The organism is Botryobacter ruber, assembly GCF_003347595.2.
GTDB lineage: Bacteria > Bacteroidota > Bacteroidia > Cytophagales > Hymenobacteraceae > Pontibacter > Pontibacter ruber_A.
The window spans coordinates 1-13721 of sequence record NZ_QCZK02000012.1 but is presented as its reverse complement, the minus strand read 5'-3'; the positions used below and the strand labels follow the sequence as shown (position 1 = coordinate 13721).

At 50.7% G+C, this 13721-nt stretch carries 9 protein-coding genes, 1 tRNA gene and 1 pseudogene; 7 read left to right on the top strand and 4 right to left on the bottom strand.

The features are described 5' to 3' along the window. Positions 1-37 precede the first annotated feature (37 nt). On the bottom strand, positions 38-2011 hold the full coding sequence (gene ispG / locus DCW36_RS02200; protein ID WP_114784008.1) for a (E)-4-hydroxy-3-methylbut-2-enyl-diphosphate synthase: 1974 nt from the start codon (positions 2009-2011) through the stop codon (positions 38-40). 163 nt (positions 2012-2174) lie between these two features. On the opposite strand from ispG, the gene DCW36_RS02195 reads away from it, so the two are divergent. Further along, the gene (locus tag DCW36_RS02195) at positions 2175-2555 is read left to right on the top strand and encodes a hypothetical protein (protein ID WP_114784006.1); all 381 of its coding nucleotides are present in this window, start codon (positions 2175-2177) and stop codon (positions 2553-2555) included. A 99-nt stretch (positions 2556-2654) separates the two neighbouring features. Here DCW36_RS02195 and DCW36_RS02190 read toward each other — a convergent pair whose 3' ends face one another. After that, positions 2655-4847, bottom strand: a complete 2193-nt coding sequence (locus DCW36_RS02190; protein WP_114784004.1) for a glutamine synthetase III family protein — start codon at positions 4845-4847, stop codon at positions 2655-2657. A gap of 379 nt (positions 4848-5226) precedes the next feature. On the opposite strand from DCW36_RS02190, the gene mtaB reads away from it, so the two are divergent. Both mtaB and DCW36_RS02180 read left to right on the top strand, forming a co-directional pair. Then, the gene (mtaB, locus tag DCW36_RS02185; protein ID WP_114784001.1) at positions 5227-6546 is read left to right on the top strand and encodes a tRNA (N(6)-L-threonylcarbamoyladenosine(37)-C(2))-methylthiotransferase MtaB; all 1320 of its coding nucleotides are present in this window, start codon (positions 5227-5229) and stop codon (positions 6544-6546) included. Positions 6547-6590: 44 nt separating this feature from the next. Then, on the top strand, positions 6591-7238 hold the full coding sequence (locus tag DCW36_RS02180; protein ID WP_240676017.1) for an OmpH family outer membrane protein: 648 nt from the start codon (positions 6591-6593) through the stop codon (positions 7236-7238). Between the two features lie 138 nt (positions 7239-7376). Here the strand turns inward: DCW36_RS02180 and DCW36_RS02175 are convergent, their stop codons facing one another. Next, entirely contained in the window at positions 7377-8618 is a 1242-nt protein-coding gene (locus DCW36_RS02175) for an ABC transporter permease (RefSeq protein WP_114784000.1), read from the bottom strand. 173 nt (positions 8619-8791) lie between these two features. Between DCW36_RS02175 and DCW36_RS02170 the strand changes: the two genes are divergently transcribed. Both DCW36_RS02170 and DCW36_RS02165 read left to right on the top strand, forming a co-directional pair. Then, the gene (locus DCW36_RS02170) at positions 8792-10057 is read left to right on the top strand and encodes an asparagine synthetase B (protein ID WP_114783998.1); all 1266 of its coding nucleotides are present in this window, start codon (positions 8792-8794) and stop codon (positions 10055-10057) included. Between the two features lie 450 nt (positions 10058-10507). After that, entirely contained in the window at positions 10508-11287 is a 780-nt protein-coding gene (locus tag DCW36_RS02165) for a DUF6250 domain-containing protein (protein ID WP_114783996.1), read from the top strand. A gap of 30 nt (positions 11288-11317) precedes the next feature. Here DCW36_RS02165 and DCW36_RS02160 read toward each other — a convergent pair whose 3' ends face one another. After that, complete coding sequence (locus DCW36_RS02160; protein ID WP_240676016.1) at positions 11318-12946, bottom strand: rhamnogalacturonidase; 1629 nt, start codon at positions 12944-12946, stop codon at positions 11318-11320. A 268-nt stretch (positions 12947-13214) separates the two neighbouring features. Here DCW36_RS02160 and DCW36_RS02155 point away from each other — a divergent pair. Both DCW36_RS02155 and DCW36_RS02150 read left to right on the top strand, forming a co-directional pair. Continuing rightward, positions 13215-13286: transfer RNA gene (locus DCW36_RS02155), tRNA-Glu, on the top strand. A 250-nt stretch (positions 13287-13536) separates the two neighbouring features. Further along, positions 13537-13721, top strand: a pseudogene (locus DCW36_RS02150) (Arm DNA-binding domain-containing protein); the annotation flags it as partial.

The window sequence follows — 13721 nt, the reverse complement described above, 5'->3', positions numbered from 1 at the left end:
GGAGCCGTCGTTTTTTTATAGCATGTTGATTTTCTGTCTATTCTTCCAGCCTCACCGGCTCCAGCCACCGGTCATCTTCCCGGATCAGCTCGATCAGTTCATCTACAGCCCGGTCAGCTGGTACAGACTTTTTTACCACCGTCTGACCGCGGTAAAGCGCTATTTTATCTTTGCCTACCCCCACATAACCATAATCAGCATCCGCCATTTCGCCCGGACCGTTTACAATGCAGCCCATAATCCCGATTTTCACTCCTTTCAGGTGGTCGGTGCGTTTGCGGATCATGGCGGTGGTTTCCTGCAGGTCGAACAGGGTGCGGCCACAGCTGGGGCAGCTGATGTACTCGGTCTTGCTCATGCGCGTGCGGGCTGCCTGCAGAATACCAAAGCTCAGGTTGTTCAGCCTGTCGATGGTTTGCAGCCACTCCCCTTTTTCCCGCTCCGGCAGCAGTTCTGTGCCGAGCATCACACCATCACCAAGTCCGTCAATCAACAACCCGCCCACATCCGTGGCGGCATAAAGCTGCACCTGGTCGGGAGTCAGTTCACTGTAGGAGCGCTGGATGATGCAGGGGGTGCTAACCCCGTTGTTCATCAACCGGAAAAAGCATTTGCGAAGTTCCGGCATGGCATGCTCATTACTCGTCTGCAGCAGGAGAACCACTGTTCTATCGTTATTAAGATGCTCTAAAAGAACTGACGTTAAATCACTTATCTCTGCCTGTATAAAGTTAAGCTTCGGGTGTAGTTGAACAGCTTCGGAATACTGATTTGCTGTAAGCAGCGGGTGCCGGTTTTCCTGATCCTCCAAATTTTGCCACTGTGCATAGTTCACAATTTCTTTCAGGCCATTGGGCAGCATAAAGGTGATTGGATGATCGCCAGTGTAAATATAATCGGCGCCCAGGTCGTTCATATTAAACTTGTCGAGCAGCATGGAGTACAGGTGGCCTACTGCTTTCAGGTCGGCATAGCTGATGTCGCGGAGGCGGCTGAGGTCTGCTACCACACGCGGAACATTCTGCGCCCCGATATTTTCCACTTCCGAAGTTTCGCGGCGGTGGTACTGGAACGGGTCGATGGGAACATTGCAAAGCGGTTTGATTGGTTTGGCTTTTTCGGCCCGGTGGGTATAGCGGTCGATAAGCGCTTTGGCCACAGGCGCCTCCGCCTCGGGTGCTTCCGTTAAGGATACCCGTACCGTATCGCCCAATCCGTCTTCCAGCAGCGTACCGATACCCACAGCCGATTTAATGCGGCCATCTTCCGCTTCGCCGGCTTCGGTTACGCCCAGGTGCAGCGGGTAAGGCTGTAGCCCTTCTTCGTCCAGCTTTTGCACCAGCAACCGGTAGGCCTGCACCATCACCTGCGTGTTGGAAGCTTTCATCGACAGCACCACCTCGTAATATTGCTCCTCTTCGCAGATGCGCAGAAACTCAAGCGCACTCTCCACCATGCCCAGCGGCGTATCGCCGTAGCGGCTCAGGATGCGGTCCGACAGCGAGCCGTGGTTCGTACCGATCCGCATGGCTGTTCCGTGTTCTTTACAGATGCGCACCAGCGGCACAAAGCGCTCCCGAATCCGGTCGAGCTCCGCCTGGTACGAAGCATCATCGTATTCAATTGCTTCAAATTTCTTTTTATCGGCGTAGTTGCCTGGGTTGATGCGTACTTTTTCTACTATCCGGGCAGCCACTTCGGCAGCATTCGGTGTGAAGTGAATATCGGCAATCAGCGGTACACTGTAGCCACGCTTCCGCAGTTCTTCTTTGATATTCCTAAGGTTTTCGGCTTCCTTGATGCTGGGAGCTGTAATGCGAATGTACTCGCAGCCGGCCTCTATCATGCGGATACACTGCTCTACCGACCCCTGCGTGTCCATGGTATCAACAGTGGTCATCGACTGCACCCGTATCGGGTAATCGCCTCCCATGGGCAGGCCGCCAATAGTTACTACACGTGATTTCCTGCGTTCGTATGCCGTGAGGCTCGGGCAATAGTTCTTATTCATATCAATAGGTTCGTCTCGTTCCATTAACTATCCGGAAGCGGGCTTTGTTCAAAATCCGGCAATTGTCTGTTTGCTGCACCGTTTACGGCACTATCCCGTAAAATTACCTATAAATTTCTTTGTCCGGGCAAAGCGCCAGGCTAATTCTAATCAAAATATAAACATGATACAGATACCATTATCCCTGCCAAGAACTTCGAAACAAAAACTGGATATGCTCCTGCAATGGGGAAAGTTGCGGCAAGAGCAGTTAAGCGAGGCTGCCAGCATCACTAAAGATACGATTGTGGATTTTATCAGGCGACAGGCGGCACGGGGCGAGTGGCAGGAAATACAGCAGGTGCTGCGCGGAAAGCCTATGACCAAAGCTGCCCGGTTTATGATGAAAGAGCTGCGCGACAAGGTGGTGCAGAAACTCATCATGCGCCTGGGCCTGCGTCCAATTATTGCTGTGGCTATTGCGGCCGTCCTGCTCCCACTGATCCTGGCAAAATTTGGCGGCAGCCTGCTGAACAGGGTGCGTAATGGACAGGAAAATCCGTAAAGAAACTTTTCTGCTCCTGCCACCACTGCCTCTGCTGCTAAAACAAAGAAGGCATCCCTTTGGAGGATGCCTTCTTTGTTACTATGGTACAGAACTGAATTATCTGTTGAACATCAGTTCGCGGTATTTCACTAATGGCCAGTCTTCGTCGTCTACCATCAGTTCCAGTTTATCAACGCTGTAACGGATCACATCGAAGTACTGGAACACTTTTTCCTGGTACATGATGGCACGCTCGCGGGCATCTTCAATTTTGTTAGCCACTTTACGTGCATCTACCATCGCTTCTACATTTTTCTGGATAGTGCTGATGTGGTGAGACATCTTCTTGATAGACTCCAGCATAGACTGGGTGTAATCATCTTCCAGGCCAAGTTCTTTCAGGCCACGGTAGTTGTTGATCATCTTGTTCTGATAAGCAACAGCAGTAGGCACTACGTGGTTGATGGCCAGGTCGCCCAGCACACGCGCTTCGATCTGAATCTTCTTGATGTACTCTTCCAGAAGGATTTCGTGACGGGCTTTCAGCTCGATTTCAGTGAAGATTTCGTTGCGAACGAACAGGTCTACTACTTCAGAACGGTGGTAAACGTCAAGTGCTCTAGGCGTAGTTTTAACGTTTGATAAACCACGACGCTCAGCTTCCTGTGCCCACTCTTCGGAATAACCGTTTCCTTCGAAGCGGATTGCTTTAGATTCGGCAACGTAACGACGAAGTACCTGGATGATCGCCAGTTCTTTCTTCATCTCGTCGTTGTCGATCAGGGCGTCAACTGTCTGACGGAACTCTTTTAACTGGTCAGCTACGATAGTGTTCAGCACCGTCATCGGGTTAGACACGTTTGCAGAAGAACCAACAGCACGGAACTCGAATTTGTTACCAGTAAAGGCAAACGGAGAAGTACGGTTACGGTCGGTGTTGTCGCGCAGGATTTCAGGGATTTTATCGATACCCAGTTTCAGGTACATGTTATCGCCTTTCTCCATTGGCACTTTCTCGGTACGCTCTAGTTCGTCGAGTAAGGCAGTCAGCTGCTGACCAACGAACACAGACATGATAGCAGGAGGCGCTTCGTTGGCACCTAAACGGTGGTCGTTGCTGGCAGATGCGATGCTGGCACGCAGCAGGTCAGCATTCTTGTAAACGGCACGGATGGTGTTTACAAAGAAGGTAAGGAACTGCAGGTTTTCTTTTGGCTTTTTGCCCGGTGCAAGCAGGTTAACACCCGTGTTGGTGCTCATTGCCCAGTTATTGTGCTTACCGCTACCGTTTACGCCTTTGAATGGCTTCTCGTGCAGCAACACTTTAAAGTTATGACGATCCGCTACGCGGTCCATGATGTCGCAAAGCAACTGGTTGTGGTCGGCAGCAATGCTGGCATCCTCAAACGTTGGAGCACACTCGAACTGCGCAGGCGCCACCTCGTTGTGACGTGTGCGAAGCGGAATACCCAGTCTGTGAGCCGTTTTCTCGAAGTCTACCATGAAGGCATGCACACGCGTAGGAATAGAACCGAAATAGTGGTCTTCCAGCTGCTGACCTTTGGCAGGAGAATGTCCGAACAGTGTACGACCGGTCATCACCAGGTCAGGACGTGCCTGATACAGGGCTTTGTCCACGATAAAGTATTCCTGCTCGATACCCAGCGTAGTGCTTACTTTGGTAACATCTTTATCAAAGTACTGGCAAACAGGCACGGCAGCCTCGTTTAACAGGTGAATAGACTTAAGCAATGGAGTTTTGTAGTCCAGCGCCTCGCCTGTATAAGAAACGAAGATAGTAGGAATACAAAGTGTTTTCGTATTAGTGGTTTCGATGATGAAAGCCGGAGAAGAAGGATCCCAGGCAGTATAACCACGCGCTTCGAACGTGTTACGGATACCGCCGCTTGGGAAAGAAGAAGCATCAGGCTCCTGCTGTACCAGTGCACTACCTTTAAAAACTTCGATCGCATCACCATCAGAAGCAAGATCAAAGAAAGAGTCGTGCTTCTCGGCTGTAGCGCCGGTTAATGGCTGGAACCAGTGCGTGTAGTGCGTGGCTCCTTTGCTCATTGCCCATGATTTCATGGCAGCAGCAACAGCATCAGCCAGGTTACGTTCTACCTTTTCGCCCGATTCAATAGCTCTTTTCAGCTTCTTGAAAACATCAGACGACAAAGTCGCACGCATGGCATCCATGCTGAATACGTTCTCACCGTAATAGTCGGAGATTTTTTGTGAAGAAAAGTTTACTTCACCAGGTTGACGCTGGCTAACTAGCTCGAGCGCTTTGAATCTAAGTGTGGCCATGTGTTATTGTTCGTATTTACAAGGTATCGCAAATATAATCAGAAAAATCTTTTTGCAAGAGGAATGGTTGAAATTTTACAGGGTATTTGCCCGTTTTTTTTATTTTTTTCTCAAATCGAGGTTTATTTTTTTAGTATTTCACACAAAAACAGCGGCGAATCGTAAAAAACACGTTTCAAAAAAAGGGGTTATAACATCAGCTGACAATATATGCTTCTGCCTATAGAGCGGCAACCAGCTAGCGAAAAGCCTCTTACAGCAGGTGAGGGAATGGTGGCAGGTGCAGCAGTATTTTTTTATTTGCCTGCCCCCGTCCGGCAATTTAACCAATGAACAAATTAGCACATTTACACATTAAGGAGTAAATTGCAGACTGATTATGAAAAAAGTAGCATTTTATACGTTAGGTTGTAAACTCAATTATTCCGAGACCAGCACCATCGGGAGGATATTCCAGGAGCGTGGGTTCGAAAAAGTGGAGTTTACCGACAAGCCGGACATCTTTGTCATCAACACGTGTTCTGTAACCGATAACGCTGACAAGAAATGCCGCAAAATTGTAAAGGAGGCGCTAAAGTACTCCCCTGACGCATTTATTACCATAGTAGGCTGTTATGCGCAGCTCAAACCGAAAGAGATAAGCGAGATACCGGGTGTAGACGCTGTGCTGGGTGCTGCAGAAAAGTTTCAGCTGGTGGATATCCTCGATGGCTTTGAGAAAAAAGAGAAGCCGCAGGTACATGCCAGCCAGATCAGCGAAGCCAACACCTTTCATAACTCCTACTCCTTCGGCGACCGCACCCGCACCTTTTTAAAAGTACAGGACGGCTGCGATTACTCCTGCTCCTTCTGCACCATTCCGCTGGCCCGCGGCAGCAGCCGCTCCGACAGCATTGCCAACGTGGTAACTTCTGCCCGCGAAATAGCCGGAACAGGCGTGAAAGAAATCGTGCTGACAGGCGTGAACACCGGCGACTTTGGTTTGCAGGATGGCAAACGGGTAGAAACATTTTACCAACTGGTACAGGAACTGGAGACGGTGGAAGGCATTGAGCGCTTCCGGATTTCGTCGATAGAACCCAACCTGCTCAGCAACGACATCATTTCGGTTGTAGCGCAGAGCAAACGTTTTATGCCGCACTTCCATGTGCCGCTGCAGTCGGGCTCGAATAAGATACTAAAACTGATGCGCCGCCGTTACCAGCGGGAGTTGTATGCCGACCGGGTGGCTACCATCAAAGCCCTGATGCCGCACTGCTGCATTGGCGTGGATGTGATTGTGGGTTTCCCGGGCGAAACGGAAGAAGACTTCCTGGAATCCTATAATTTCCTGAACGAACTGGACGTAAGCTACCTGCATGTGTTCCCTTACTCCGAACGCGAAAATACGCTGGCGCCGGGTATGGGGGGCAAAGTCAGCATCAAAGACCGGAACCGCCGGGCCGATATGCTGCGCATTTTGTCGGAGAAAAAGAAACGCCATTTTTACGAGCAGAACATAGGCCGGGAGTTTACGGTGCTGTTTGAAGATGATGTAAAAGACGGCCTGATGGAAGGCTTTACCGAAAATTATGTGCGTGTAGTCGCAAAATACGACCCGGTGCTGGTAAACGAAACAAAGCACGTACGCCTGACCAGCATCAACCCAGGCGGCCTGATGGAAGCAGAAGAAACGTTTGCCGAAATACTTAAGCATTAACTGAATTAAATTCCAACCATAAAGAAATCTAAACCAACAAACCAGTGAAAGTAACCAAAATAGCCGTAGGCATGCTGGCTGCCACCCTGCTGTTCAGCGCCTGCAAACAAGACAAAAATTCACAGGCAGATGCCGTTGTAACAGGTTCTGATGCCGCAACCAGCGATGCAGAAACACCGGCTCCCATACCTGTAGAAAGCATTGTTTACATCAATTCCGATACACTGCTTACCAAATACGAATACTTTAAGGATGTAAACGAGCGTCTGAAAGCAAAAGCCGAAAAAACTGAAAAAGGACTGCGCAACGAAGCAGAAGCGTTCCAGAAAGAAGTAGCCAGGTACCAGCAGACAGGAGGTGGCATGACAAACGAGCAGCGTGCCAACACCGAAGAAAGACTGGCGCAGAAGCAACAAATGCTCCAGATGAAGAGCCAGAATGCGGGCAACCAGATGGCCAAGGAAGAATCTGAGGAAATGAAGAAGCTGTACGACCGCGTTGAGGATTACCTGAAAAAGTACAGCGATGAGAAAGGCTACAAAATGGTGCTTACCTACTCCCGTGGCAACAGCGCCATCCTCTACAGCGACAGCACGCTGGATGTTACCTCAGATGTTGTAAAAGGACTGAATGAAGAGTACACTGCAGAAAAAACTGCCGAAGCCGAAAAGAAAGAAACAAAGAAGAAGTAGCGAAGTCCGGACTGGGTTAAATTTTTTTTACATACACTAACCTTCTGCTACCGGACCCCGTATAAATAATCAAAGGGCTGAGAATTATATCTGAAAAGATAAAGTTTTCGGCCCTTTGTTTTTTTGTGCCTGCTGCAATTACTCGTACCGCAGTGCCTCAATCGGGTCGAGCTGCGAGGCTTTATAGGCCGGGTAAAAACCAGACACAACCCCTACGGCCACACAGATCGAAAGTCCCACCAGCACCCAAACCCAGGGCACCACAAAGCCGCCATCACTGATCAGGGCAGCAATGCCGTTTCCCATCAGCAGCCCCAGTAAGATACCTACTATTCCGCCCAGCACACAGATCACGATCGCTTCAATCAGAAACTGCTGCCGTATCTGCAGCGCGGTTGCTCCCAGCGCCTTCCGCACCCCGATTTCCTGCGTACGCTCGTTCACCGACACCATCATGATGTTCATCAACCCGACAGAAGCTCCCAGCAGGGTGATAAAACCAATTACAAAACCACCGGTTTTTAGGTAGCCCGAAATTTCGTTCAGCTTTTCGAGCGCGGTATCGCTGCGGCTGATCTCAAAGGAGTCCGGCTGGCCCAGCGGGTCCTGGCGCAGGGTACGCATAATGCCGGTGGCCTCCCCCATCACCCAGTCCAGTTCTTGCGGCTGGCTGATGCTCGTTTTAATGCCATACGCCAAGGTGTTGCCACCCAATGGGATGTGCCGCCCGGTTTCCAGGGGAATGATAATGGTGCGGTCGCCGCTGTTGCCCCCCATGGTGCTCCCCTGCTTCTCCAGCTGACCGATTATTTTAAAGCGCCTGCCCAGGAAGGTAATCATCTGCCCCACCGGGTCCTGTTTCGGAAAAAGCTTGTCTGTTATTTCGGCTCCCACAATGGCTACATTAGGACCATTTTCCAGCTCAAACACAGAAAAACTCCTTCCGCTTGCCAGGTTCAGGTGCTGGTTCTGCAGGTAGTGCTCGTTTGCAGCCACAACATTAATGTTCGGATTAGTTTTGTCCTGGTTGCTCTTCACCACGGTCGCCCCGGAAACATGGGCAGAGATGCTTACAAGGCCCATGTCCTGCATCAGCTCTTTAAAACGGGTGGCCTGCCTGTAAGTGATTTCCGGATATACTTTCGCTACCCGTCCGCCGCGGCTGCCCCTGGAGTCGTAGCCTTTGCGGCGGATATCAAAGGAGTTTGCTCCCAGGCTGGAGAAGGTCTGTTCGAGCGAATGTTTCATGCTGTCGATAGCCGTCAGGATTCCGACCAGCGACATGATGCCGATGGAAATGATAAGCCCGGTCAGGATGGTGCGAAGCAGGTTGCTCCTGATCGCACGGAGGCCCTCCCGTATATTTTCTAGCAGATTCATGGAACAGAATTATGCGCTCGACAGCTTTTTTACGTTAAATTACATGGAAACTGGTTTTGTCCGTACGCAGGTCAGAAACAGCTATCCATTTAACTTCTATAGCTAAGATAAGCTCATTTACTGATTTAAAGAACCTTTTTGATACTTTTGTTTAAATTACCAAAGACTTTACAATGTTATTCCGCTATACCGCTTCCTTGCTGCTCACGCTGTTGCTCATCACCAACAGCTTTGCCTCTACCATACTTATTCCCATGGATGAATCGCAGAAAGACCACCTTAAATCGTATGGGGTGGCGTACTGGGTATTGAATAAAAACATCCCGGTCGACTGGCTGCTCAACTACCGGGGCGGCAGCTTTGCATTTGAGTATCACCAGCAAATTGAAAACGAGCTGGTGGTGCGGGGTATCAGCTACCAGGTTATTTCCGATGCGCAGTATACCGGTGTGTTGTCCGAGATCAGCAGCCCCGAGGCCAATATGGATGTGATGAAACTGGAAAAGGTCCCGAAGGTGGCAGTGTATTCTCCCAAATCAAAACTGCCCTGGGACGATGCCGTAACGCTGGTGCTGACCTATGCCGAGATCCCGTATGATGTGATCTACGACGAAGAAATTATGCGCGGCGACCTGCCCAAGTACGACTGGCTGCACCTGCACCACGAAGACTTTACCGGCCAGTACGGGAAGTTTTATGCCAGCTACCGCCACTACCCCTGGTACCAGCAGCAACAGCGCGAGGCAGAAGAATCAGCAGAAAAGCTGGGCTTTGCCAAAGTGTCGCAGCTGAAGCTGGCGGTAGTGAACCGCATCAAGGAATTCTGTGCGGGCGGCGGTTTCCTGTTTGCCATGTGCTCCGCTACTGATACGTATGACATCGCCCTCGCAGCCGAGGGTGTGGACATCGTAGAAGCCATGTACGACGGCGACCGTGCCGACCCGAATGCCCAGCAGAAACTCGACTTCGGCAAAACCTTCGCTTTCCAGGATTTCCGGCTGGTGCGCAACCCGCTGGAGTACGAATACTCCAACATCGACATGCAGCCGCAGGAGCGTGCCGTATCCGAAAACAACGACTTTTTCCAGCTGTTCACCTTCTCGGCCAAGTGGGACCCGATTCCGACCATGCTCTCGCAGAACCATACCAAAACCATCAAAGGTTTCATGGGCCAGACAACCGCTTTCCGCAAGAGCCTGGTAAAGCCGGAGGTGATTATTATGGGCGAGAACCCGGAGCTCGGTGAAATCCGCTACATGCACGGCACCTACGCCCGCGGCACCTGGACCTTTTACGGCGGCCACGACCCCGAAGACTACCAGCACCTGGTAGGCGAAGACCCCACCGACCTGGCACTACACCCGAACTCGCCCGGCTACCGCCTTATCCTGAACAACATCCTGTTTCCGGCGGCCAAAAAGAAAAAGCAGAAGACCTGATTTTAATGTGCTGATTATTTAATGTGTTAATGTGCTAATGAAGGAGCAGCGGTTGTGGTGGCAGGTGCAGCAGAATATTTCTGAACCGGGATTGAAGCAGATTAATGGATTTAGCAGAATGTACCTTTTACAGGGTTGTTTCATTCTAAAATCTCTGGCGCGATCGTCTATGTTCGTGTCTACTACTCGCGCCCTCACGCCGGTGTGAATCATGCTACAGTCAACTTCCTGCGGCCAGAGGCCGCGCCATGGCCATGAATTATGGGTCCTGCTTTTAATGAAATCTGATAAATCCATTAATCAGTTTAATCCAAGTTCAGACAATTAATCTGTAATATTCCGGGTTCAGACAAAATACATTTCAATAATTATATATAAATTAGCTGCACCAGACCGGTTACTTCTTTGTGGTGACCAGTTGTAAAAGCCACTTCAAACTTCGTGTGTAGCATGATCAACAAACTTCCTGTACTACCATTTGCTGTTTTTCTTTCCGTTGCCTTTTCCTGTACACCTGCCCATGAAACCAGGCAGGCTTCCACCAACCAGCGTGCTGTATCGTCAACTGTTACTACAACGGCACCGGCGGCTACTGCACCCATTTCGTTAAACTATAAAAAAGGCAGGTTGCTGTTCGAAGACGATTTCGATAAGGACCTTTCGAATTACATAATTGAAACACCCGCTTCTCCAAATTCAAGCATCGGCATCGAAGACAACAAGCTGGTGATTGACGTGGACGGAGGCGCTACCGTATGGCTGAATAAAAAGCTTTCGGGGAATTACATGATCGAGTACACCCGGAAAGTGCTTGTGGATGGCGGCAAAAACGACCGCTTGTCGGACCTGAACCAGTTCTGGATGGCTTCCGACCCGAACAACCCGAACCTGTTTACGCGTACCGGTGTGTTTAAAGAATACGACCCGCTGCTGATGTATTACGTGGGCTTCGGCGGCAACACCAACTCCACTACCCGCTTCCGGAAATATGCCGGCACAGGCGAACGCGTGCTTTACCACGACCTGAAGGATAAGGAGCACCTGCTGGAGCCGAACAAAGCATACAAGATCAAAACCATCGTGTACAACGGCGTGACCAAGTTCTTTGTCGACGGCAAAGAGTTTTTCTCCTTCCAGGACCCGGAACCGCTGCGCGAAGGATACTTCGGTTTCAGAACCACCGAGTCGCGGCACGTGATCGACGACCTGGAGATACACGCGCTGGAGTAGAGACGCGAGGGAGCGTTTCTCTACAAACTGCTATAATGTCTTTTGCGTCACCTTCCGGATCTCGCTGTTTTTCAGGTTGAGGCTTTCGTGCAGTTTCAGGTTCTCCACGTTCTTTAGCACCATGGTCGAAATGCCTGTTTCAACCTGCGCCTTCACGTGGTTAAATTCCGCTCCTTTTACATCGTCGAGCACAAACGGCGGACGCTGGTCTTCCGCCATCAACCGTATATCCACGTTGTTGAGTTCAATCCCTTTCACGTGCCGTATAAAAAAGCCATAGGCCGGCATAGGACCCATTTTGGCAGGTTCGGGATACTGTTTTTCGTTTTCAGGCGGATGGATGGCCGCCATTTCTTTGGTACCGCCACCGGTATAATGAATCTGGATGTTGCTCAGTTTCACATCCTCAATTTCGTGCCCGGGCAGACCTGAAATAATCGAAGCAAACTCCGAATTGGCATTGTACACGACAAAGTTGCTGATGTTGATGCGCCGTAGTTTGCCTACCGGCGTTCCTTCGGGACCACGCATGCGGGCGCCCAGGCGCAGGAAGAGCGGTGCGTTAATGATGTCGCGCATGGTGATGTTGGTGATCGTCACATCCTCCAGCAGCCCACCATCTACTGTTTCCAGGGCCAGGCCGCGGCAGTACTCAAACACGCAGTTGCTGATGGTGATGTTCTTAAAGCCCCCGTTCGATTCGGTGCCGAACTTGATCCTGCCCGTTACCCCTTCCTTATCCGGAACCGTATGATACTCGTTGCGCTGGTAAGTGCCGTTGATGAAGGTGCCGCGGTCGTAGCCTGTTACCTGGCAGTTGGTGATGGTCACGTTTTCGGTGGCGCGGGCATAGCCCAGGGCATAAGAGCTTTTCAGGCAGATGGCATCGTCCCAGGGCGAGTTGATGGTGCAGTTGGAGATACGTACGTTGCGGCAGCAGTCCACATCGATGCCGTCGCGGTTAGTGTCCATCTTAACATTATCAATGGTAAAGTTATCGACGCCGGTTGCCAGGATGCCGAAGTGCCCGCCGTAGAGGATGGTGATGTCGCGGATGATGACGTTGCGGCAGAGCTTGAGCGCGATGGCTTTGTTGCCCAGGCCAGGTGTTTGCCGCCCCCCACGGGTGAGGCCCTTGCCATAGATGGTGCCGGTTCCGAGGACAGAAACATTTTCCAGGTTCTCGCCCCAGATCAGGCTGTTCTGCCAATGGCTGTGGCCCCAGTCCTGGTACTTGTCGTGCGGATTTGGTTCGCCCGGGTCGTATCCTGCACCACCCTCCACAGGCGCTGCTCCTTCCAGCACCGCCCCCTGGTCCAGGTACAGCGCGATATTGCTTTTGAGGCGGATGGAAAAGCTCAGGTAGGTGCCGGCCGGGAAATAGACCGTGCCTCCCCCCGCTTCGGCGGCTGCCAGAATGGCTTTGTTTATCGCATCGGTGTCGAGGGTGGTGCCGTCGCCTTTGGCTCCGAAATCGCGGATGTTATAAACACCATTTGCGGGCTGATTTACCTGGCTGACAGCAGCAGAGGGTGTGGTGGCAGGTGCAGCAGTATTTTTTGGCGTTGAACAGGCCATTGGTACGGCTACTCCCATACAAAGCAGAAAGAAATTATGTTTGAAGCGGTTACGCTGTTTGCCGCCTGTTTGCTGGACCATAATACTTAATGAGTGTGAAGGTTTACCCGGTTAATATAGCTCAATTTGAATAAATAATCAGGCAATACCAAATGCAGCGAACATTTCCGGAATGAATTGGTCTTGAAATAGTTTTTCGTAGGCAGGTTACAGCGTGCAGCGCATTCAGCAACAAGGCAGTAGCCGTACCGGCACAAAAAGATTAACCATCCTGCGAAAAATTGCGTAAAAAATATTTGCAAATTCAAAACAGGCTGCTACCTTTGCACCCGCAATCCAGCAACAAAATGGTCCGTTCGTCTAGGGGTTAGGACTTCAGATTTTCATTCTGGCAACAGGGGTTCGATTCCCCTACGGACTACAGGTTATCATACCAAACTTAGCTAAAAGCCTGCAAATAAAGCATTTGCAGGCTTTTTCTTTTTCCACCACCACCGATTTGTTCGGTTTTTCCCAAAGAATAGGAGCGTAATTCGGTGCGTCATTTTTTACACGCTCCCTGACTCACCGAATTTTGCTGAACTCACTGACACGCAAGCTGTACAGCCTTTGTACATCTTGATTCTGTTTTGCTGCTAGGCTAACTTGTTCAACCGTTAAGCAGCAAAGCCATGCGCCAACGTATCAAAATCATCTTCTACCTCAAAAAGCCACGGCACTACCAGGCAGGCCCGGTACCTGTTTATCTTCGCATCACCATTGCCGGAAAAAGAGCAGAAATCTCCACCGGAAGAAACTGCGAGCCCCGCCGCTGGAACTCCTCTGCCGGGAGAGCTTCCGGCACGAAAGAAGCCGT

Excerpts from the sequence above, each read along its gene's own strand:
- DCW36_RS02170 (WP_114783998.1), top strand. The coding sequence starts at position 8,792 with ATGTTATTCCGCTATACCGCTTCCTTGCTGCTCACGCTGTTGCTCATC.
- mtaB (WP_114784001.1), top strand. The coding sequence starts at position 5,227 with ATGAAAAAAGTAGCATTTTATACGTTAGGTTGTAAACTCAATTATTCC.
- ispG (WP_114784008.1), bottom strand. The coding sequence starts at position 2,011 with ATGAATAAGAACTATTGCCCGAGCCTCACGGCATACGAACGCAGGAAA.
- DCW36_RS02190 (WP_114784004.1), bottom strand. The coding sequence starts at position 4,847 with ATGGCCACACTTAGATTCAAAGCGCTCGAGCTAGTTAGCCAGCGTCAA.
- DCW36_RS02165 (WP_114783996.1), top strand. The coding sequence starts at position 10,508 with ATGATCAACAAACTTCCTGTACTACCATTTGCTGTTTTTCTTTCCGTT.
- DCW36_RS02195 (WP_114784006.1), top strand. The coding sequence starts at position 2,175 with ATGATACAGATACCATTATCCCTGCCAAGAACTTCGAAACAAAAACTG.
- DCW36_RS02175 (WP_114784000.1), bottom strand. The coding sequence starts at position 8,618 with ATGAATCTGCTAGAAAATATACGGGAGGGCCTCCGTGCGATCAGGAGC.
- DCW36_RS02160 (WP_240676016.1), bottom strand. The coding sequence starts at position 12,946 with ATGGTCCAGCAAACAGGCGGCAAACAGCGTAACCGCTTCAAACATAAT.